Source organism: Vibrio sp. H11 (assembly GCF_004804295.1).
Classification (GTDB): domain Bacteria; phylum Pseudomonadota; class Gammaproteobacteria; order Enterobacterales; family Vibrionaceae; genus Vibrio; species Vibrio ostreae.
Map to the genome: position 1 here is coordinate 210,413 of NZ_SSHN01000001.1, position 22,240 is coordinate 232,652.

Below are 22,240 nucleotides of genomic sequence, written 5' to 3' on the forward strand. Positions count from 1 at the left end.
TAATGAAAAGAGCGAGGCCAGGCCTCGCTCTTTGTTATCACACAACAAACATCTGGCTATTATTCGCGTTCGTGCAGAGGCACGAAGTCACGCAGACCCTGACCAGTGTACAGCTGACGTGGACGACCGATACGGCTGCCCGGGTCGCTGTGCATTTCATTCCAGTGAGCAATCCAGCCGATAGTCCGCGACATCGCGAAGATTACAGTGAACATAGACACCGGGATACCGATCGCTTTCAGAATAATACCGGAATAGAAGTCTACGTTCGGGTAGAGTTTCTTCTCGATGAAGTATTCATCAGACAGAGCGATACGCTCAAGTTCCATCGCCACATCCAGCAGTGGGTCCTTGATGCTGAGCTCTTTCAGCACTTCGTGACACGCTTCGCGCATTACGGTTGCACGCGGGTCATAGTTTTTGTACACGCGGTGACCGAAGCCCATCAGACGGAATGGGTCATCTTTGTCTTTCGCACGTTCAACATACTCAGGGATTTGGTCAACTGACCCAATCTCTTCCAGCATACGCAGACACGCTTCGTTCGCGCCGCCGTGAGCCGGACCCCATAGCGATGCAATACCGGCGGCAATACATGCAAATGGGTTAGCACCAGAAGAACCAGCCAGACGAACTGTTGACGTCGAGGCGTTTTGTTCATGGTCTGCGTGCAGAGTAAAGATCTTGTCCATCGCACGAGCGACAACCGGGTTCACTTCGTACTCCTCACATGGTGTTGCGAACATCATGTGCAGGAAGTTTTCAGCGTAGCCCAGATCATTGCGCGGGTAGATAAACGGTTGACCTGTTGAGTATTTATAACACATTGCTGCCAGTGTAGGCATTTTAGACAGTAGACGGTACGCAGCGATTTCCCGGTGCGAGTCGTTATTGATGTCCAGTGAATCATGGTAGAAGGCTGCCAGGGCACCCACCACGCCACACATTACTGCCATTGGGTGAGCATCACGACGGAAGCCGTGGAAAAAGCTTGCGATTTGCTCATGGACCATAGTGTGACGAGTAACGGTACGTTTGAATTCTTCGTACTGATCGCGATTAGGGGCTTCACCGTAAAGCAGAATATAACACACTTCCAGGTAATCAGCGTTATTGGCTAACTGGTCGATAGGGAAACCGCGGTGTAGCAGAACACCTTTGTCACCATCGATATAAGTGATTTGAGATTCACAAGATGCAGTGGCAAGAAAACCAGGGTCAAAAGTGAAGTAACCATTTGAACCTAATTTACGAACGTCGATTACCTGAGGGCCCAGTGAGCCATCCATAATCGGCAGTTCGATTGGCGCTTTGCCTTCGATATGAAGGGTCGCTTTCTTATCTGCCATAACAATCTCCTTTGTTTATTATTTAATCCGTCCAGGATGTTTGTGTGCCATTCTTGTACGTCTGATCTTGGTTAAAGTCAATTAATCTCACCCGATGTGTGCACTTACTTTGATTTTTTATACATATAAAGTTAAAAATCTGTTCTGTGTAGCAAAAATTGTTACATCAATTGTTGTAGAATGTTGCTAGCCGTATATTGGCGTGGCAAATTTTGGTGGAAACCTTATAAATTAAGGGTTAGCTATAACGGTGAGGTGATAGCTTATCTCCTTTGTTAACAAATGTTTTACAATTTTATTCCGGTGTTGAAGCGGGTAAAGGTTAAATAAATGTTAACTTTTGTGGGTTTGCCACCAAATTTCATCCATAACTATAAATGCTCAATGGAGCTGAGTGAGCAAGCCCGTGAAAGAAAGAAAGTCTAGACCTGTTAATTTAGATCTGCAGACCATCAGCTTTCCGATCACAGCAATCGCTTCTATCCTTCACCGCGTGGCGGGGGTTATTACGTTTGTAGCAATCGGAATTCTGCTTTGGTTATTATCCATGTCATTATCCTCCCAAGAAGGGTTCATCGAAGCGAGCGATATCGTTGGCGGTTTCTTCGTGAAATTTATTCTGTGGGGTATTCTGACCGCATTGGCGTACCACATCGCTGGTGGTGTTCGTCATTTACTTATGGACCTTGGCTATTTTGAAGAGCTTGAGTCTGGTGCGCAGAGCGCGAAAGTGGCGTTCGGCGCTACTGTGGTTCTATCTCTGTTGGCGGGGGTTTTGGTATGGTAAAACACGTTTCCTCATTTGGTCGTAACGGGGTTCATGATTTTCTGTTGATTCGCGCCAGCGCAATCATCATGACTCTGTACACCATCTATATCGTTGCCTTTTGTGCATTTACTGATATCTCTTACGTTTCCTGGACCGAGTTCTTCGGCGGCACGTTTACCAAAGTGTTCACTATGCTGGCCTTGGTATGCATCCTTATCCACGGCTGGATCGGCTTGTGGCAGGTTCTGACCGACTACGTCAAGTGCGCTAAACTGCGTGGCGGTTTGCAGCTTGTCGTGATCGCCGTGTTGTTCGGATACTTTTTCTCTGGCCTATTTGTATTGTGGGGTGCGTAAGTGACTATTCCAGTTCGTGAGTTTGATGCCGTAGTAATCGGCGCAGGTGGTGCTGGCATGCGTGCAGCACTGCAAATTTCAGAGCAAGGTTTGACTTGTGCTCTGTTGTCAAAAGTGTTTCCAACTCGTTCTCACACGGTATCGGCGCAAGGCGGTATCACAGTGGCACTGGGCAACTCGCACAAAGATAATTGGCAATGGCACATGTATGACACCGTAAAAGGTTCTGATTACATCGGTGACCAGAACGCTATCGAATACATGTGTAAAAATGGCCCGGAATCGGTAATTGAGCTGGAGAAAATGGGTCTGCCATTCTCTCGTTTCGAAAATGGCTCGATTTATCAGCGTCCGTTTGGTGGCCAGTCTAAAGAGTTTGGTGGCGAGCAGGCTGCACGTACTGCAGCAGCGGCTGACCGTACTGGTCACGCACTGCTACATACTCTTTATCAACAAAACATTAAACATAAAACCACCATTTTCTCAGAATGGTACGCACTGGATCTGGTGAAAAACCAGGATGGTGCTGTGATGGGGTGTACCGCACTGTGCATGGAAACCGGCGAGATCTGTTACTTCAAAGCGAAGGCAACGGTTCTGGCAACGGGTGGTGCAGGCCGTATTTACGCATCGACCACTAACGCGCACATTAACACCGGTGATGGTGTTGGTATGGCTCTGCGCGCTGGCGTACCTATGCAGGATATGGAAATGTGGCAATTCCACCCAACCGGCATTGCCGGCGCCGGCGTGCTGGTGACCGAAGGCTGTCGTGGTGAAGGTGGTTACCTGCTTAATAAAGACGGCGAACGTTTCATGGAGCGTTACGCACCCAACGCCAAAGACCTGGCTGGTCGTGACGTGGTAGCGCGTTCAATGATGATCGAGATCCGTGAAGGCCGTGGTTGCGATGGTCCGTGGGGCCCGCACATCAAGCTGAAACTGGATCATCTGGGTAAAGACGTGCTTGAGTCTCGTCTGCCTGGTATCTGTGAATTGTCACGTACCTTTGCTCACGTTGATCCGGTGAAAGAACCGATTCCGGTTATCCCGACCTGTCACTATATGATGGGTGGTGTTCCAACGCAGGTTTCCGGTCAGGCTATCAAGCAAACGGCAGCAGGTCAGGACGTTGAAGTTCAGGGTCTGTTTGCCTGTGGTGAAATTGCTTCTGTATCGGTCCACGGTGCCAACCGTCTGGGTGGCAACTCGCTGCTTGACCTGGTGGTATTCGGCCGTGCAACCGGCCTGCACCTGGGTGAAACCCTGGCTGCACAGGCTGAGGCTCGTCCGGTAACTGAGTCAGACATTGAAGCTTCACTGGCGCGTACCATGCGTTGGGAAAACAGCAAGGGCGGCGAAGATCCGGTGCAAATCCGTAAAGACCTGCAACGTTGCATGCAAAACAGCTTCTCGGTATTCCGTGAAGGTGATGCAATGGCAAACGGCCTGGAAGAGCTGAAAGTGATTCGTGAACGTCTGAAAGATGCTCATCTGGCGGACAAGTCACAGGAATTCAACACCCAGCGCGTTGAGTGTCTGGAGCTGGATAACCTGATGGAAACCGCTTTCTCGACTGCGGTTGCAGCGAACTACCGTACCGAAAGTCGCGGTGCCCACGCTCGTTTCGACTTCCCTGATCGTGACGATGCAAACTGGCTGTGCCACTCGATTTACAACCCGGAAACTGAGCAGATGAACAAGCGTGATGTCAACATGACGCCGGTTCACCGCGAAGCGTTCCCGCCAAAAGTACGTACTTACTAAGAGGAGGACTGACTGATGAAAATGAACTTCTCTCTGTACCGCTACAATCCGGATGTCGATAAAAAGCCTTACATGAAAGACTACGTGCTTGAAGTGGAAGAAGGCTCTGACATGATGGTTCTGGATGCGCTGATTCTGCTCAAAGAGCAAGACCCGTCGATTGCGTTCCGCCGTTCATGCCGTGAAGGTGTGTGTGGCTCGGACGGTCTTAACATGAATGGTAAAAATGGTCTGGCGTGTATCACTCCATTGTCGGCGTTAAAAGGCGACAAAATTGTGATTCGTCCGCTGCCAGGTCTGCCGGTAATTCGTGACCTGATCGTTGATATGACTCAGTTCTACGATAACTACGCCAAAGTGAAACCATTCCTGATTGCTGACGATGCATTACCACCATCGCGTGAGAATCTGCAATCTCCGGAAGATCGCGCACATCTTGATGGCTTGTATGAATGTATCATGTGTGCATGTTGTACAACGTCCTGCCCATCATTCTGGTGGAATCCGGACAAATTTATCGGTCCTGCGGGCTTACTGGCCGCTTATCGTTGGTTGATCGACAGCCGCGACACCGCGACAGACGAACGCTTATCCAATCTTGATGACGCATTCAGCGTTTTCCGTTGCCACGGCATCATGAACTGTGTAAGTGTTTGTCCGAAAGGATTGAATCCGACGAAAGCAATCGGCCATATCAAGTCGATGCTGGTAAACCGTTCGGTTTAGATAAAAAATTGCAGGCCTGCGGGCCTGCGTTTATTAGCTCGGCGTAGACCGAAGCAAACGTGAAAACTACTGGTTAAGGGAAAATAATGCACAACGGCGTGATGAAGGCATGGCTCGAGTCTTCACACTTGGCTGGCGCCAATGCAACTTACGTAGAGGACCTCTACGAACTGTATCTAAGTGATCCCGATCTGGTCAGTGAGGAGTGGAAACGTGTTTTTGAAGGGCTGCCTGCGCAACCCGACAATGTGGCAGAACAGCCACATTCACGTGTCCGTGACTACTTCAGACGACTCGCTCAAGAAACAAAGCATTACAGTGTCCAAGTTAGTGATCCTGAAGTCGATGCAAAACAAGTAAAAGTCCTACAGCTGATTAACGCATACCGCTTTCGCGGACACGAAGCAGCCCAATTGGACCCTCTCGGATTGTGGAAACGCCCTCCTGTGGCGGAATTAGACCCCTCTTTCCACAGCCTGACTGCCGAAGATATGGAAGAAACTTTCAACGTAGGTTCATTTGCGGTTGGCAAAGAAACCATGCGTCTGAAAGACATCTATCAATCTCTCAACAACATCTATTGTGGCTCGGTTGGTGCAGAATACATGCACATGACAGACACAGAGCAAAAACGTTGGATTCAGCAACGTCTTGAGCCTGTGGTCGGACAGCCGTCGTTCACTCTGGATGAAAAGCAAACTTTCCTGGAAGAATTGACCGCAGCTGAAGGTCTGGAACGCTATCTGGGGGCAAAATTCCCGGGTGCAAAGCGTTTCTCACTGGAAGGTGGCGACGCGATGATTCCAATGACCAAAGAACTGATTCGTCATGCGGGTAAAACCGGTATGCGTGAAGTGGTCATCGGGATGGCGCACCGTGGCCGTCTGAATATGCTGGTCAACGTTCTGGGTAAGAAACCGCAGGATCTGTTCGATGAGTTTGCAGGTAAGCATGACGAAACCTGGGGTACCGGTGATGTGAAATATCACCAGGGTTTCTCGGCTGACTTTGCAACGCCTGGTGGTGATGTGCATTTAGCACTAGCATTCAACCCATCACACCTGGAAATCGTCAACCCTGTGGTTATGGGCTCGGTGCGCGCTCGTCAGGATCGTCTCGGCGATGATGACGGTAGCAAAGTTCTGCCAATTACCATCCACGGTGACTCTGCTGTTGCCGGTCAGGGTGTCGTGGCTGAAACCTTCAACATGTCTCTGGCGCGCGGTTACTGCGTGGGCGGTACGGTTCGCATCGTGGTGAATAACCAGGTCGGCTTTACTACCTCCAACCCTCGTGATACTCGCTCGACCATGTACTGTACTGACATTGCGAAGATGGTTCAGGCGCCGATTTTCCACGTTAACTCGGATGATCCGGAAGCGGTTGCTTTCGTTACCCGTCTGGCGCTGGATTATCGTAATGAGTTCAAACGCGACGTAGTGATTGACCTGGTATGTTACCGCCGGCATGGTCACAATGAAGCGGATGAGCCAAATGCGACTCAGCCTCTGATGTATCAGAAAATCAAAAAGCATCCGACACCTCGTAAGCTGTACGCGGATGTGCTGATTGACCGTAAAGAAAGTGATATCGAAACCGCGACTCAGCTGGTGAATGAATATCGCGATGCTCTGGACCGCGGCGAAGTCGTAGTGAAAGAGTGGCGTCCGATGACGATGCACTCGGTTGACTGGTCACCATACCTGGGCCATGAGTGGAATGAAGAGTGGGCCAACAAATACCCGCTTGAGCGTCTGCAAGAACTGGGTCAGCGTGTTTGTCAGTATCCTGAAAGCCACAAGCTGCAAAGCCGGGTAGATAAAATCTACAACGACCGTCGCGCGATGCTTTCCGGCGAAAAAATGCTCGACTGGGGTATGGCGGAAACACTGGCTTACGCCACTTTGGTGGATGACAGCAAACGTATCCGTCTCTCAGGTCAGGATTCCGGTCGTGGAACCTTTTTCCACCGTCATTCAGTTCTGCACAACCAGGGCGATGCCAGCACTTACATTCCGCTGAGCAACATTCATGACAACCAGGGTCCATTCGAAGTGATTGACTCGGTTCTGTCAGAAGAGGCAGTACTGGCGTTCGAATATGGTTATGCCACAGCAGAACCCGGCGGCCTGACTATCTGGGAAGCGCAGTTTGGTGACTTTGCCAACGGAGCTCAGGTGGTGGTGGACCAGTTCATCTCTTCCGGTGAGCAGAAGTGGGGACGTTTGTGCGGCCTGACTATGCTACTGCCACACGGTTATGAAGGTCAGGGTCCAGAGCACTCCTCTGCTCGCCTTGAGCGTTACTTGCAGTTGTGTGCTGAGCAGAATATGCAGGTTGTTGTACCGTCGACTCCGGCTCAGGTTTACCACATGCTGCGTCGTCAGGTGGTGCGTAAGATGCGTCGTCCGCTGATCGTGATGTCACCGAAATCGCTGCTGCGTCATCCGCTGTGTGTTTCCAGCATGGAAGAGCTGGCTGAGGGGGCATTCCAGGCCGCAATTCCGGAAATCGACACGCTGGACCCAGCCAAGGTGAAACGCGTGGTGTTCTGTTCAGGTAAAGTTTACTACGACCTGCTGGAACAGCGCCGCAGTAACGAGCAGGAAGACGTCGCGATTGTACGTATCGAACAGCTGTACCCATTCCCGATTGAAGAAGTACAGGCTGCTATCGCCCCGTACACCAATGTGGTGGACTATGTTTGGTGTCAGGAAGAGCCGCAAAACCAAGGCGCCTGGTACTCTAGCCAGCACAACTTCCGCGCAGCCATCCCAGCTGGTGCGGATCTGAAATATGCAGGCCGTCCTGCTTCTGCTTCACCAGCAGTAGGTTACATGTCGGTACACTTGAAACAACAAAAAGCGTTGGTTGAAGACGCTCTGACCCTAGCTTAAGAACTAGAACTAAAAAAGGAAGACATAGATATGACAGTTGAAATTCTGGTTCCAGATTTACCTGAATCAGTAGCAGACGCAACCGTTGCGACATGGCACAAACAACCAGGTGACGCCGTTGCACGCGATGAAGTGATTGTAGAAATTGAAACCGACAAAGTAGTACTGGAAGTTCCGGCTCCTGAAGATGGCGTGCTGGAAGCTATTCTGGAAGAGGAAGGCTCGACCGTACTGTCTAAGCAACTGCTGGCTCGCATCAAAAAAGGCGCGGTTGCCGGTGAGCCGACTAAGGACACCACCAGTGCAAGCGAATCTTCACCAGACAAACGCCATAAAGCGACACTGACGGAAGAGAGCAACGATGCACTGAGCCCGGCGGTTCGTCGTCTGCTGGCTGAACATAACCTGGAAGCCTCTCAGGTGAAAGGTACGGGTGTTGGCGGTCGCATCACTCGTGAAGACATCGAAGCCTTCCTGGCTGCTGATAAGAAAGCGCCTCAGGCAGCACAAGAAGCACCTGTTCAGGCTCCGGTTGCAGCACGCAGTGAAAAACGCGTTCCAATGACCCGCCTGCGTAAGCGTGTGGCTGAGCGTCTGCTGGAAGCGAAAAACAGCACTGCTATGCTGACCACGTTTAACGAAGTCAACATGAAACCTATCATGGATCTGCGTAAGCAGTACCAGGATGTGTTTGAGAAGAAACACGGCATCCGTCTGGGCTTCATGTCTTTCTACGTTAAAGCGGTGACCGAAGCGCTGAAACGTTTCCCTGAAGTGAATGCGTCAATCGACGGCGACGAGATTGTTTACCACAATTTCTTCGATATCAGCATCGCGGTTTCTACGCCACGTGGTCTGGTGACTCCGGTACTGAAAGACTCAGATACACTGGGCATGGCTCAGATCGAAAAAGGTATCAAAGAGCTGGCAGTGAAAGGTCGTGACGGCAAACTGACGGTTGACGAACTGACTGGCGGTAACTTCACTATCACTAACGGTGGTGTGTTTGGTTCCCTGATGTCAACGCCAATCATCAACCCGCCACAAGCGGCTATTCTGGGTATGCACAAAATCCAGGACCGTGCCATGGTTGTCGACGGCAAGATTGAAATCCTGCCAATGATGTATCTGGCGCTGTCTTACGACCACCGTTTAATCGACGGTCGTGAGTCAGTTGGCTTCCTGGTAACCATCAAAGAGTTGCTGGAAGACCCAACACGTCTGCTGTTAGACGTTTAATATCGCTGAAACGTCTAGTTATCGCCGATAGCTAGACGTTTGATTGCGGCTAAGGCTAGACTGCTCAACGTCCGGCCTTCATATGAACTGTCTTGCGCAGTTGATTTGAGAAGACCCTACAGACGCGCGACAGTAACTGTGAACGCGTCATGGAAATTATAAGTCCCTTAAGGGAAGAACAAACGGAATAGATCAATGAATTTGCATGAATACCAAGCCAAACAGCTGTTTGCAGAATTCGGATTGCCTGTGCCAGAAGGCTATGCATGTGATACGCCACAGGAAGCTTTTGAAGCGGCTGGCCGTATTTCGACGGCAAAAAAAGTAGTTAAATGTCAGGTTCACGCAGGTGGCCGCGGTAAAGCGGGCGGCGTAGAACTGCACGACACCAAAGAAGGTGTCAAAGAATTCGCACAGAAATGGCTGGGTAAAAACCTGGTCACTTACCAGACAGATGCGAATGGTCAGCCAGTGACTAAGATCCTGGTAGAAGAAGCGTCAAACATCGCTAATGAACTGTACCTGGGTGCCGTTGTTGACCGTTCGACCCGTCGTATCGTTTTCATGGCATCGACTGAAGGTGGCGTGGAAATCGAGAAAGTTGCGGAAGAGACTCCGGAACTGATTCACAAAGCAGCGATTGATCCATTGGTTGGCCCTCAGGCATACCAAGGCCGCGAACTGGCATTCAAACTGGGCCTGCAAGGCGATCAGATCAAACAGTTCGTTAAAATCTTCATGGGTCTGGGCCAGATGTTCGCTCAGTACGACTTGGCTCTGCTGGAGATCAACCCTCTGGTTCTGACCGGTGAAGGCAACCTGCTGTGTCTGGATGGTAAGATCAACATCGACTCTAACGCTCTGTACCGTCAGCCAAAACTGCGTGAAATGCACGATCCTTCACAAGAAGATGCCCGTGAAGCGCACGCAGCGCAATGGGAACTGAACTATGTTGCTCTGGATGGTAACGTAGGTTGTATGGTAAACGGTGCCGGTCTGGCAATGGGTACCATGGACATCGTGAACCTGCACGGCGGCAAACCGGCTAACTTCCTGGATGTCGGCGGCGGTGCTACTAAAGAACGCGTTGCAGAAGCGTTCAAGATTATCCTGTCTGATGACAACGTAAAAGCCGTACTGGTTAACATCTTCGGCGGTATCGTGCGTTGTGACATGATCGCTGAAGGCATCATCGGTGCTGTGAAAGAAGTCGGCGTAACTGTACCGGTTGTCGTTCGTCTTGAAGGCACTAACGCGGACCTAGGCCGCGAAGTACTGGCTAAGTCAGGTCTGGATATCATTGCAGCTGAGTCGCTTACTGACGCAGCGCAGAAAGTTGTTGCTGCAGCGGAGGGCAAATAATGTCTGTATTAATTAACAAAGACACCAAAGTAATCTGTCAGGGTTTTACCGGCGGACAGGGTACCTTCCACTCAGAGCAGGCGATTGCTTACGGTACACAAATGGTGGGTGGTGTTTCTCCGGGCAAAGGCGGTCAAACACATCTGGGTCTGCCAGTGTTTAACACCGTACGTGAAGCAGTAGAAGCCACAGGTGCAACGGCAACCGTTATCTACGTACCAGCGCCTTTCTGTAAAGATGCGATTCTGGAAGCGATTGATGCGGGTATCCAGCTTATCGTCACTATCACTGAAGGTATCCCGACAACGGATATGATTGACGTGAAAGTGAAACTGGAAGAAACCGGCGTACGTATGATCGGCCCTAACTGTCCGGGTGTTATTACTCCGGATGAGTGTAAGATTGGTATCATGCCTGGTCACATTCACCGTAAAGGTAAAGTCGGCATCGTATCTCGTTCAGGTACGCTGACTTATGAAGCAGTAAAACAGACGACTGATGAAGGCTTCGGTCAGTCTACCTGTGTTGGTATCGGTGGCGACCCAATTCCGGGTTCTAACTTCATCGATATTCTGAAACTGTTCCAGGAAGATCCGGAAACCGAGGCGATTGTTATGATCGGCGAAATCGGTGGTACTGCGGAAGAAGAAGCGGCAGCGTTCATCAAAGAGAACGTAACCAAACCGGTTGTTTCTTACATCGCGGGTGTTACTGCTCCTCCGGGCAAGCGCATGGGCCACGCTGGTGCAATCATCTCTGGTGGTAAAGGTACGGCAGACGAGAAGTTTGCGGCACTGGAATCAGCAGGCGTGAAAACAGTGAAAAGCCTGGCAGATATCGGTTCAGCACTGCGTGAAGTGACTGGCTGGTAATTCGCTGGCGAATTGAGAAAAACCCGGGTTTTCCCGGGTTTTTTTATGGCTGACAGTTTTTTTTATTGCTGACAATGTTGATTGCGACTATCTGTTCTCTCAGTCTGTCCGCATTGCTGGTCGAGCAACTCATCGCTTTTTGACATGCAAACCATTCATCAGGTGCGCTTGAAGAAATGGCTTAGAATGAACATGGTGGTGGCGCTGACCACGACAGACGGGCCTGCCGGCGTATCGAAATGCCATGACAGTGACAGGCCGGATAGCACGCAAATCATACCAATGGCTGACGCCATAGCGGCCATTTGTTCCGGCGTTTTGGCAATGCGGCGCGCCGTGGCGGCCGGAATAATCATTAACGATGTCATGATCAGGGCACCGACAAACTTCATACCGACCGCAATCACCAGACCAATCAGCAGCATCAGAATCAGTTGCATCAAGTCGGTATTAGTCCCTTCCACCGACGCCAGTTCTTCGTTGATACTGCTCGAAAGCAGAGGACGCCAGAATACACATACCGCAATGCCGACCGCAATCACGCCACTCCAGATGAAGATCAAATCAGACGGACTGACCGCGAGCAGGTCACCAAACAGGTAACTCATCAAATCGATGCGGACATTATCCAGGAAGCTGACGGCAATCAGACCGAGCGATAACGCACTGTGAGCGAGGATGCCGAGCAGGGTATCGGTGGCAATCAGCTTCTGCTTTTGCATCGCCACCAGAATCACAGCCAGACCAAGACAGCACACCAGCAGCGCGAGGTAAAGGTTGATGTCGAGCAGAAAGCCCAGCGCCAGTCCTAGCAGGGAAGAGTGGGCCAGCGTGTCGCCAAAATAAGCCATACGCCGCCAGACGATAAAAGAGCCAAGTGGGCCGGCGATCAGTGCAATACCAATCCCGGCGATAATCGAAGGTAACAGAAATTCAATCATGTTGGTGGTGACCATGTGAATGGTGGGAACAATCCTGAGCATCGCCTTTGACTGGCTGGCCCGCTAAATCATGGTGATGGTGTTCGTGATCGTGATGGTAAAACGCCAGCGCTTCACGGCTGGGTTGTCCGAAGAGGGCAATGTAATTCGGATGCTGGGTAATCGCGGCCGGTGTGCCTGAGCAACAGATGTGATGATGCAGACAGATAACGTTATCGGTTTTCGCCATCACCAGATGCAGATCATGGGAAACCATAAATACACTGCAGCCAAAACGCTGGCGAATGGTGTCAATCAGATCGTACAGATCTATCTGCCCCTGGACATCAACTCCTTGCGCCGGTTCATCCAGTACCAGCAGATCCGGACGACGCAACAGGGCTCGTGCAATCAGAATACGCTGGCTTTCACCGCCGGACAGCTTGTGCATGTCATTGAGCAGCAAATGCTCGGCGCCAACCAGACGCAAAGCCTCGATCAGTTCTTGTTTACTGTATTTACCCGCCAGTTGCAGAAAACGTTTTACGGTTAACGGCAGGGTATCGTTGAGTTTCAGTTTTTGCGGCACGTAACCGATACGCAGGTTTTTGGCGCGCTTGAGCTGACCTGAATCCGGCGCATGCAGACCGAGCAGCACCCGCACCAGGGTTGACTTGCCTGCACCGTTGGGACCAATCAGCGTAGTGATCTTACCGCGGGTAAGGGTGAGGCTGATATTATCCAGGACCTGGCGTTGGTTAAAAGCAACGCGAATGTCTTGTAATTCAATAAGCGGTGACATGGAAGAGGAACTCATTTGCAAAGTGGTGATGTTATAATGTAACATCCATAAACTAATAACGCTATCGCTCGGAGACAACATCCTCATGTTACCCAGAATTGCCTTACTAACCGCACTTGCGGCTGCTTCAAATTCTGCCTTGGCGGCCAATATACTGACCAGTATTAAACCGATTCAGATGATTACCCATGAGCTGACAGCCGGTGTGGCTGAACCTGATGTGTTGTTACCAGCGAATGCTTCACCGCACGATTATGCGCTTCGTCCCTCAGATGTAAAGCGGATTCATAATGCCGATCTGATTATCTGGTTCGGAGAAGACCTGGAACCCTTCCTCGATCGTGCTCTGGCCAGTCACAGTAATGTGCTGACGCTGGAAAAATCACCGCAACTGGTCCTGCGATCTTACGGTGAAGCGGAAGAGCATGACGACCATGAAGAGCATGTCAGCCATGCGAACCATGCTGACCATCACCACGAAGAACACGCTGATCATGACCAGCACGATGAGCACGTTGCCCATAATGATGAGCACGACGACGGACATCATGAAGAACATGAAGGGCATCATCATGATCACGGCTCGCATGACCCGCATTTCTGGCTGAGTGTCGAGCAGGCTAAGCAAGCGGCCGGAATTATCGCTCTGCGCCTGGAGGAGACGGACCCGCAACATGCAGACCTGTACCGCAAAAACCTGGCGCGTTTTATTAAGCAGGCTGATGAGACGGACAGCGAAATCCGCTCTCAGCTCTACGCAGTGCAATCTGTACCTTATTATGTGTTCCATGAAGGTTATAGTTACTTCGAACAGCGCTATGGCCTGAATAACATGGGGCACTTTACGGTCAGTCCTGATCGTAAGCCTGGCGCAAAAACCCTGATCCGGATCCGCCAGTCTCTGGCTGATAATCAGGCCAAGTGTGTGTTTGCAGAACCGCAGTTTCAGCCGGCGGTGATTGATACGGTTGTCAGAGGCAGTAAAGCGAAAATTGGTGTTCTTGACCCTCTGGGTACGGAAGTGAAGATTGAGCAGGGCAGCTATTTCACCTTCCTGCATCAGCTCAGTGATAGCTTCTATCAATGTTTAGCGCAGTGATTCTTTAGCGCACTGATTCGAAAGCCAGCATCTGCTGGCTTTTTTTGTCTCTGAATTTTGCATGTCGTTATTTAGCGAACTTTGTACGCTATAAATCAAGTTAGCCCCAGAATTAGATGAAATACTCTAAAAATACATAAGCCGGTCAGACATTCAGTCCCGGCCCGGGGACTCAGCGGATGTAGGAGATGAGAATGAAGCTAACCATCATACTGGTGCTGTTGGGCGGGGTGATGATGATAGGGTGGGGATTCCACCGTCGGTGCAATGCTCACTTGCAGGAGATGGTCACTCAGGTTGCCCGACTGCGTCAGGATAACTGCAAGTTGCTCAACCATAACTGCCAATTGATGAAACAAATCGAAGTACGTGAGATCTGGCAGGAAAACCACATTGCCAATCTGATACCCACATTGAGTCGGTTGAGTGTTGGTCACGATACGCAGCAGGGCAAGCAGGCCCATTTAGCTATACGGTGCAGCCTTGGCCGGTTAAGCCGTTCGACTGTGGCGGATCTTCCCCGCGCCGCGCCGCCAAACATCAGCTATCGGCTCATCGATATAATGACCAGCGTCAGAGCCTGCTGGCAGGACGAGTTACAGCATGCCGGAATTAAGGTTGAACGTGATATCCGTATCTCAGATGAGATGATTGAGTTGCGCCAGTGGGGTGCGGATATCATTTTCAATGCTATTTTCTCGCATACCCTGCAGCGACTGACGCCTGGTCAGATCCTGTCAATTGAATGCCAGTCTGTTGCAGGGAAGGCGGTTATCCGTTTTTCAGACCACGGTTTATCTTGCGCTTACCTGGCGCAAGCAATGCTGTTTGATCGCGAAGGCCATCTGTTATCTCTGCCTACTCTGACCAGAGATACCGGTGGTGAGCTGATTATATGTAGTGGGGAGCAGGGCAATCTGGTTGAGCTGTCTTGGTCTTTAGCGTGCCAGGGCGCCGGTGAAATCCTTGATGATTGTGGTGGGGCGGCTACGACAGCACTCACGGCGCAAGGTGACTGGTTATCCAAACTTGAACAACTGGTCTGTGTCCATTTTTCTGAACCGGATTTTTCTACCGCCCGGGCGGCCCGTTTATTATTGTTGTCTGAACGCAGTTTACAGCGCCGTCTCAAGCAGCTTACCAACCGAACGTTCACTGAGTATCTGACCCATTACCGATTGGAACAAGCCTGTTTACAGTTGCGTAGTGGCGCCAGAGTATCCGATGTCGCATTCGAATGTGGCTTTAATGACCCGTCTTATTTCAGCCAACGTTTCAAACAGTATTATGGTCTGTCTCCTAGTCAATATATTGCCAACGGTTATCGGCTGTAAATCAACAATCATTATATGATTTTAAGATGTTTCATGTCGGGGGCAGGATGCCCGCGCGGTATAAATGGGGTTGAACGACTGAGAGAAGAAAAGCGTGACACACAAGGCTGGGCTTTGTGTGTCACGGCGCTAAGGGCGCAGCGTGTCTGATGACTGAGCAATGCCAACCTGCGATATTCTCTAGTTGCTCGGGAATGTCGACTCGGTTGATGTCACTGACTTTACCAGCTGGCATACTGCGGCCTGTAGCAGATTTACGCCAACTGCTGTGAGGAAAACGCCAGTCATATGTTTTGATATAAATCGCGTTTTATTTTGGTGTTTTTAGGTTTTTTGTCCCCCCGTTTCTCCACACATAGCAGTGGCCGGTCCGGCACTTGACCATCCGGCTGCATTGAATCTGGAATCTTTGATTTCGCGCAAGCCTTACCCCCTGGCATAGCGTTATTATTGTGCTCATCAGTAATGAAAATCCTTATCATTAGCAATAGTGCTTTATCGTTCAGGCGGAGTTACGGGCGTGGCAATGAAATTATCCGATTTACAACCAGGCCAATCCGGTCAGGTCGTCGCATTGAACGGGCTGTCTGTGGAAGTCAGAAAAAAACTGATGGTCATGGGCGTGCTGCCTGCGACCAGAGTGACAGTGATTCGTCATGCTCCGATGGGCGATCCTTTGCAAATCGAGGTGCGAGGTGTTTCGATTGCGGTGCGTGAGAGCATTGCGGCGGCAATAGAGGTGGAGTGCGGGCGATGAAGTATCAGATTCTGACGGTCGGTAATCCAAACAGCGGTAAAACGACCTTATTTAATGGTTTGACCGGCGCCCGGCAGCAAGTTGGTAACTGGGCCGGGGTCACAGTTGAGAAGAAAACCGGCCGCTACCTGTATGCCGGTGATGAGTTGCTGCTAACCGACCTGCCGGGAATTTATGCTCTGGACAGCGGTAATGATGCCAACAGCCTTGATGAGTCGATAGCATCCAGAGCGGTACTGACTCACCCGGCAGACGTCATCATTAATGTGGTGGATGTGACCTGTCTGGAACGCAGCTTATATATGACCTTGCAGCTGCGTGAGCTGGGCCGCCCTATGGTGGTGGTACTCAATAAAATGGATGCTCTGAAGCGCGAACGTCAGACCATTGATGTCAAAAAGCTGCAACAGGCGCTGGCCTGTCCGGTGTTTACCTTGTCCGCCCACAACAAACAGCAGGTTGCTCGCTTCAAAGATAAGCTGCATAACGCTTTGGTGCAGGGGATGGCGCTTGAGCCGTTGCAACTCGATTATGGTCAGCGCTTTGAATCAGCGATTGCTGCCTTACAACCAGATTTTACTGAGCAGCAGGTCTCTGCCCGGGCCCTCGCGATTCGAGCGCTGGAAAATGATATGCTGGTGGTTAACATGCTGCAGCAGGCGCAGCGAGAACAGTTGGTGTTTGAGCAGCAGCGCAGTGAAATGGATATTGATCTGCACGTTGCTGACTGTAAATACACCTATTTACACCAGTTGTGCCAGCAGGTACGCCGCAGTGAAGGTAAGCTCAGCCACAGTTTTACCGAAAAAGCCGACCGAGTGATTCTGAACAAATGGGTCGGGGTGCCGTTCTTCTTTGTGGTGATGTACCTGATGTTTATGTTTTCCATCAACATTGGGAGTGCTTTTATCGACTTCTTTGATATTGGTGTCGGAGCATTACTGGTGGATGGTGGCCACTATCTGCTGGATGACCATCTGCCGGTTTGGCTGGTGACCCTGCTGGCGGACGGAATTGGCGGTGGTGTGCAGACGGTCGCGACCTTTATCCCGGTCATTGCCTGTCTGTACTTGTTTCTGGCCCTGCTGGAAAGCTCAGGTTATATGTCACGTGCCGCCTTTGTGCTTGATAAGGTGATGCAGAAAATTGGTCTGCCGGGTAAAGCCTTTGTGCCTCTGGTTCTTGGGTTTGGTTGCAATGTGCCGGCAATCATGGCCACTCGAACCCTGGATCAGGAGCGGGAACGCAAACTGGCTGCATCGATGGCTCCTTTCATGTCCTGTGGCGCGCGTCTGCCGGTTTATGCGTTGTTTGCTGCGGCATTCTTTCCGGATCTCGGCCAAAACATCGTGTTTGGTTTGTACCTCCTGGGTATTGTGGCTGCGGTGTTCACGGGCTGGGTGCTGAAGAAAACCCTTTATCCGGGTACCAGTGACAGCTTTGTAATGGAAATGCCGGATTACGAGCTGCCGACGCTACGCAATGTGGCGATTAAAACCTGGCACAAGCTCAAACGTTTCGTGCTTGGTGCGGGGAAGACCATTGTCATGGTGGTGGCCATTCTTAGCTTCCTTAACTCGCTCGGCCCGGATGGCTCGTTCGGCAACCAGGACAGCGGTAATTCGCTCCTGTCCAGAGCAGCCCAGATAGTGACGCCGGTATTTGCGCCGATAGGGATTGAAGCGGACAACTGGCAGGCGACCGTGGGTATTATTACTGGCATCTTCGCCAAAGAGGCGGTGGTTGGGACCCTTAATAATCTCTATACCTCATCCCAATCGGATAATGCCGACTATGATTTGCTGGCCAGCTTGCAACAGGCGGTCGGGTCCATCGCCGATAACCTGACGGGGCTGAATTTTAGTGACCCGCTGGGGATCGAAGTGGGTGACTTAACCGATAGTGCTTCGGCAGCCGCTGATCAGCAGGTGGACGCTGCATTGTTCGGAAATCTGCACAGCCATTTCAGCTCTGGTTATGCGGCGTTTTCCTACCTGATATTTATTCTGCTCTATACACCTTGTGTGGCGGCGATGGGCGCTTATGTTCGTGAGTTTGGTGGCCGTTTTGCGCGCTTTATTGCTGTGTGGACCATGGGGCTGGCCTACGCCGGGGCGATATTGTTCAATCAGGCTGCGCATCTGGCGGAGAGTCCGCTCAGCAGCAGTTTATGGATTGTCGCAGTGCTCGCTTCTGCGTTGCTGGTATTCTGGTTACTGAAACGCACGGGGCGGCGACAACAACATTTCGAGGTGACCATCGCATGATACTTAATCAGCTGAAACAGACGATTGCCGAACACGGATCCATGTCACGGAAAGAGTTAGCCCGTCGTTTTGCTCTGAGTGAGGATGGTGTGGATGCCATGCTCAGTGTCTGGATACGCAAAGGGGTGATTTCGCGCTTTATTGATACTAATTGCGCCCAGCATGTGACCCGGGTGCGCTATGCGATTAATCAGGCGCAGGCGTTGTCTGTGACCGTGACGATGTAGAACCGGAACGTCAGTGCTGCGATAACCAAAAGCCGCTTGCTTAACAGGCGGCTTTTGCGTCTTTACGGACCAAGTGTCAGCCCTGCAAGAGAATAAGCGTGATCAATAGCGGTTTCTTTTGCGATAGACTTTTTATACAGCGACAAACATTCTATACAGCAACGAACATTCTATACAGCAACGAACAGAGTGCTTAGTGACAATACGCTGCGCAGTTTGCGCAGCATCGTCTCTTGCTCAGCTTCGCTGCGCGTCTCACCCTGAGTATTTCCCCATACAGGCCCGGGCCAGGCAATGTCATCCTTAAAACGGGCAATGTGGTGAATGTGCAGCTGAGGTACCATGTTGCCCAGTGCGCCCAGATTAAGCTTATCCGGTTGAAATAAGGCTTCCAGAGCCTGATTGATCGCTTGAGATTCTAGCAGAAATTGCTGCTGTTCATGCATTGGCAGATGATGCAGTTCTTTCAGATGGGCTTTTTTTGGCACCAGAATAACCCAGGGCACGGCAGAATCTTTATGCAGCAGGGCAACACAAAGAGGAAAGTGGCCGATCACATCGGTATCTTTGGCCAGTTGAGGATGAAGTTCAAAGCTCATGATAGTTATCCGTACAAACGTGTTGGTGGTATAGGGCAGTCATCGAACCGGAAACGGGGTCAGTAATGAAGCGATCACTGCCTGTGTGACTGACAGGCAACACACTGCAACCACAGTACCAGCATTATAACCCCAAGCCGCGTTCGGACGCAGCAGCTAAACATCTTGGTTGGTGGCGGAGTTCAATGCTGTTTATCTATAAAAACACCAGTCTTATCGATAAGAATCAGTACGATGTAGATAAAAAACAGCGAACAAATAAAAAGGCTGACCTCAGGCCAGCCTTCGCAGCGGTTGTTAGTGCCACAAGCTTGTGACAACAAAGCCTGCCGGTTGCGCGTTTACATACGTTCCAGCGTATTGATGCCCAGCAGTGACAAACCTTGTTTGATGGTTTTTGCGGTCAGTGCAGCCAGCTTGAGACGGCTCTGCTTCACTGCTGCATCTTCTGCGATCAGGATTGGGCACGCTTCGTAGAAGCTCGAGAATTGACCCGCCAGTTCAAACAGGTAGCTACACAGAATGTGTGGCTGACCTTCACGTGATACCATTTGCACGGCTTCTTCAAATTGCAGCAGCTTAGCAATCAGAGCTTTCTCTTTTTCATCAGTGATTTGGATATCACCTTCGATGTTGTCCTGAGTGACGCCAGCTTTAGCAAAGATAGACGCCACACGGGTGTATGCGTATTGCATGTAAGGGGCTGTGTTACCTTCAAATGCCAGCATGTTGTCCCAGTCGAACACGTAATCTGTAGTGCGGTGCTTAGAAAGGTCAGCGTATTTCACCGCTGCCATCGCCACAGTGCTGGCAATTTCTGCTTTCTCTTCCGCGCTCAGTTCGGCGTTTTTAGACTCAATCAGTGCTTTAGCCCGCTCTTCTGCTTCATCCAGCAGATCAGCCAGACGTACTGTACCACCGGCACGGGTTTTGAACGGGCGACCGTCTTTACCCAGCATCATACCGAACGCATGGTGCTCCAGGCTTACTTCGTCCGGTACATAGCCCGCTTTGCGTACGATGGTCCAGGCTTGCATCAGGTGCTGATGCTGACGTGAGTCGATGAAGTAGAGAACGCGGTTGGCACCCAGAGTCTCGTAACGGTATTTCGCACACGCGATGTCCGTTGTGGTGTATAGGTAGCCGCCGTCACGTTTCTGGATGATCACACCCATCGGCTCGCCTTCTTTGTTTTTGTATTCGTCCAGGTAAACGACTTGGGCACCGTCATCTTCCTGCGCCAGACCTTTCTGTTTCAGATCCGCCACGATAGTTGGCAGCATGTCGTTGTACATGCTTTCCCCCATGACATCATCACGGGTCAGAGAAACGTTAAGGCGGTCGTAGTTACGCTGGTTCTGAATCATGGTCACGTCAACCAGCTTTTTCCACATATCTAGACAGAACTGATCTCCACCTTGCAGTTTCACTACGTAGTTACGCGCACGCTCAGCAAATTCTGCATCTTCGTCGTACAGCTTTTTCGATTCACGGTAGAAGCTTTCCAGGTCTGCCAGTTCCATGGACACTTCACCAGACTCTTGTTGTACGCGCTCCAGGTTGGCAATCAGCATACCGAACTGAGTACCCCAGTCACCGATGTGGTTGGCACGAATCACTTTGTGGCCGAGGAATTCAAGCGTACGAACGACAGCGTCACCGATGATGGTTGAACGCAGGTGACCGACGTGCATTTCTTTCGCAACGTTTGGTGCTGAGTAGTCGGCAACAATGGTTTGTTGCTCTTCGATGGCGACACCCAGACGCTCATCTGCCAGAGCGACATCCGCTTGTTTAGCCAGGAACTCTTCGCTCAGGAAGATGTTGATAAAGCCAGGACCGGCAATTTCGGTTTTGCTGGCGATGCCATCCAGTTCCAGAACATCCAAGACTTTCTGCGCGAATTCGCGCGGATTTGTACCCAATTTCTTTGCCACGCCCATTACGCCGTTGGCCTGGTAATCACCAAACTGTGGTTTTGCGGATTGGCGAACGGCTGCAGGGCTGCCTGCAGGTGCGCCAGCGGCTTCAAGAGCCTGAGATACTTTGTCATTAATCAGTGCTTGGATATTCACTTGCGTGTCCTTCAATTCTGGGAATTGTTTCGGTATGCATCAGCTCACTCGGCAGAAGTGAATGCATATCTTGATCTTGTTCATAAATTGGCGCACATCATAGCAATTTTATTACCGGGCTTATAGGGACAAAATTACGAAAATTTCTACTTTTCAGCTTAATCTTGGTACCATCGCCGATAAAAGATGGTTTGGGAAAGTAAAAATGCTTCAAGCGCTAATGGAATCAGGCCTTCATCCTGTTCAAATGAAAGACAAACTTGACGACTTTATCCAGAAAATTCAGCAGTTATCTGCTCTTTTGCATATAGATTTATCTGGTCATACTCTGGACCATATTGCACTGCGTATTAATGACCCGAAGTTAGCGCAAGCTGCGCATCAAGAGTGGCTTAAAAGCGGCCGACAAATCTCCTCGGCCGAGATCAACTGTCGGGCGATTATTGTGCTGGAATTTGACCAGCCTCTGGCCGCTGGCCCCTGGCATATCGCGTGTCTGGAATTGCCGTATCCGGCGCCAGGCAAAATCTATCCCGAGCAAAGTTGGGAGCATGTGGAGTTTGTTGTGCCATCGCAGGCGGTCAGCGCAGAGGCGTTTGTGGCGGATATACAGCAACAGTTTCCGGCACTGGCCGCGGGTTGGGATGGATTAGCAGAGCAAGGCGTAACAATTAAACTCTCCAGCCCAAAAGGCCAAGGGGAGAGGCTCAATAATCCGACCGTGGCGTTTAAGTGGCAGGGAGTGTGTATCAAACTGCACCCCCACACCCTGAAAACGATTGTCGAATCGGAACAGGCGCCGAATCCCGACTGCGCGTGCTGA

General features: G+C 50.8%; 19 protein-coding genes. 14 read left to right on the top strand and 5 right to left on the bottom strand.

The genetic code is table 11. The features are described 5' to 3' along the window. Nucleotides 1–59 precede the first annotated feature (59 nt). Entirely contained in the window at nt 60–1,349 is a 1,290-nt protein-coding gene (locus E6C74_RS01130; RefSeq protein ID WP_136482541.1) for a citrate synthase, read from the bottom strand. A gap of 394 nt (nt 1,350–1,743) precedes the next feature. On the opposite strand from E6C74_RS01130, the gene sdhC reads away from it, so the two are divergent. The 8 genes from sdhC to sucD all read left to right on the top strand — a co-directional run bounded on the left by sdhC (nt 1,744) and on the right by sucD (nt 11,337). Beyond that, nucleotides 1,744–2,136: a succinate dehydrogenase cytochrome b556 subunit gene (sdhC, locus tag E6C74_RS01135; protein ID WP_136482543.1), complete on the top strand. Its 393-nt coding sequence runs from the start codon at nt 1,744–1,746 to the stop codon at nt 2,134–2,136. After that, nucleotides 2,130–2,474: a succinate dehydrogenase, hydrophobic membrane anchor protein gene (gene sdhD / locus E6C74_RS01140; RefSeq protein ID WP_136482545.1), complete on the top strand. Its 345-nt coding sequence runs from the start codon at nt 2,130–2,132 to the stop codon at nt 2,472–2,474. The genes sdhC and sdhD overlap by 7 nt, the downstream gene beginning before the upstream one ends. Beyond that, on the top strand, nt 2,475–4,241 hold the full coding sequence (sdhA, locus tag E6C74_RS01145) for a succinate dehydrogenase flavoprotein subunit (RefSeq protein WP_136482548.1): 1,767 nt from the start codon (nt 2,475–2,477) through the stop codon (nt 4,239–4,241). Between the two features lie 15 nt (nt 4,242–4,256). After that, nucleotides 4,257–4,967: a succinate dehydrogenase iron-sulfur subunit gene (locus E6C74_RS01150; RefSeq protein ID WP_136482550.1), complete on the top strand. Its 711-nt coding sequence runs from the start codon at nt 4,257–4,259 to the stop codon at nt 4,965–4,967. 86 nt (nt 4,968–5,053) lie between these two features. Then, nucleotides 5,054–7,864, top strand: coding sequence for a 2-oxoglutarate dehydrogenase E1 component (gene sucA, locus E6C74_RS01155; RefSeq protein WP_136482553.1), 2,811 nt, complete (start codon nt 5,054–5,056; stop codon nt 7,862–7,864). A 30-nt stretch (nt 7,865–7,894) separates the two neighbouring features. Further along, the gene (odhB, locus tag E6C74_RS01160; protein ID WP_136482555.1) at nt 7,895–9,103 is read left to right on the top strand and encodes a 2-oxoglutarate dehydrogenase complex dihydrolipoyllysine-residue succinyltransferase; all 1,209 of its coding nucleotides are present in this window, start codon (nt 7,895–7,897) and stop codon (nt 9,101–9,103) included. A gap of 195 nt (nt 9,104–9,298) precedes the next feature. Further along, on the top strand, nt 9,299–10,465 hold the full coding sequence (gene sucC / locus E6C74_RS01165) for an ADP-forming succinate--CoA ligase subunit beta (protein ID WP_136482557.1): 1,167 nt from the start codon (nt 9,299–9,301) through the stop codon (nt 10,463–10,465). After that, complete coding sequence (sucD, locus tag E6C74_RS01170) at nt 10,465–11,337, top strand: succinate--CoA ligase subunit alpha (protein WP_136482559.1); 873 nt, start codon at nt 10,465–10,467, stop codon at nt 11,335–11,337. The genes sucC and sucD overlap by 1 nt, the downstream gene beginning before the upstream one ends. Before the next feature lie 158 nt (nt 11,338–11,495). On the opposite strand, the gene znuB is transcribed toward sucD, so the two are convergent. Beyond that, complete coding sequence (gene znuB, locus E6C74_RS01175) at nt 11,496–12,278, bottom strand: zinc ABC transporter permease subunit ZnuB (protein ID WP_136482562.1); 783 nt, start codon at nt 12,276–12,278, stop codon at nt 11,496–11,498. Beyond that, entirely contained in the window at nt 12,271–13,059 is a 789-nt protein-coding gene (znuC, locus tag E6C74_RS01180; RefSeq protein ID WP_136482564.1) for a zinc ABC transporter ATP-binding protein ZnuC, read from the bottom strand. Before znuC ends, znuB begins: the two co-directional genes overlap by 8 nt. Nucleotides 13,060–13,144: 85 nt before the next feature. Here znuC and E6C74_RS01185 point away from each other — a divergent pair, with 85 nt between their 5' ends. The 5 genes from E6C74_RS01185 (at nt 13,145) to E6C74_RS01205 (ending at nt 18,743) form a co-directional block, all read left to right on the top strand. Continuing rightward, nucleotides 13,145–14,158, top strand: coding sequence for a zinc ABC transporter substrate-binding protein (locus E6C74_RS01185; RefSeq protein WP_136482566.1), 1,014 nt, complete (start codon nt 13,145–13,147; stop codon nt 14,156–14,158). A gap of 194 nt (nt 14,159–14,352) precedes the next feature. Further along, on the top strand, nt 14,353–15,492 hold the full coding sequence (locus tag E6C74_RS01190) for a helix-turn-helix transcriptional regulator (protein WP_168796922.1): 1,140 nt from the start codon (nt 14,353–14,355) through the stop codon (nt 15,490–15,492). Between the two features lie 526 nt (nt 15,493–16,018). After that, complete coding sequence (locus E6C74_RS01195; protein ID WP_136482570.1) at nt 16,019–16,249, top strand: FeoA family protein; 231 nt, start codon at nt 16,019–16,021, stop codon at nt 16,247–16,249. Then, entirely contained in the window at nt 16,246–18,516 is a 2,271-nt protein-coding gene (gene feoB / locus E6C74_RS01200; RefSeq protein ID WP_136482572.1) for a Fe(2+) transporter permease subunit FeoB, read from the top strand. Before E6C74_RS01195 ends, feoB begins: the two co-directional genes overlap by 4 nt. Continuing rightward, nucleotides 18,513–18,743: a FeoC-like transcriptional regulator gene (locus E6C74_RS01205; RefSeq protein ID WP_136482574.1), complete on the top strand. Its 231-nt coding sequence runs from the start codon at nt 18,513–18,515 to the stop codon at nt 18,741–18,743. Before feoB ends, E6C74_RS01205 begins: the two co-directional genes overlap by 4 nt. A 170-nt stretch (nt 18,744–18,913) precedes the next feature. On the opposite strand, the gene E6C74_RS01210 is transcribed toward E6C74_RS01205, so the two are convergent. Next, nucleotides 18,914–19,342, bottom strand: coding sequence for an HIT domain-containing protein (locus E6C74_RS01210; protein WP_136482576.1), 429 nt, complete (start codon nt 19,340–19,342; stop codon nt 18,914–18,916). Nucleotides 19,343–19,683: 341 nt separating this feature from the next. Further along, nucleotides 19,684–21,417 carry an arginine--tRNA ligase gene (argS, locus tag E6C74_RS01215; protein ID WP_136482578.1) on the bottom strand — a complete coding sequence of 578 codons (1,734 nt, stop codon included), beginning with the start codon at nt 21,415–21,417 and terminating at the stop codon, nt 19,684–19,686. A 205-nt stretch (nt 21,418–21,622) separates the two neighbouring features. Here argS and E6C74_RS01220 point away from each other — a divergent pair, with 205 nt between their 5' ends. Beyond that, nucleotides 21,623–22,240, top strand: coding sequence for a VOC family protein (locus tag E6C74_RS01220; RefSeq protein WP_136482580.1), 618 nt, complete (start codon nt 21,623–21,625; stop codon nt 22,238–22,240).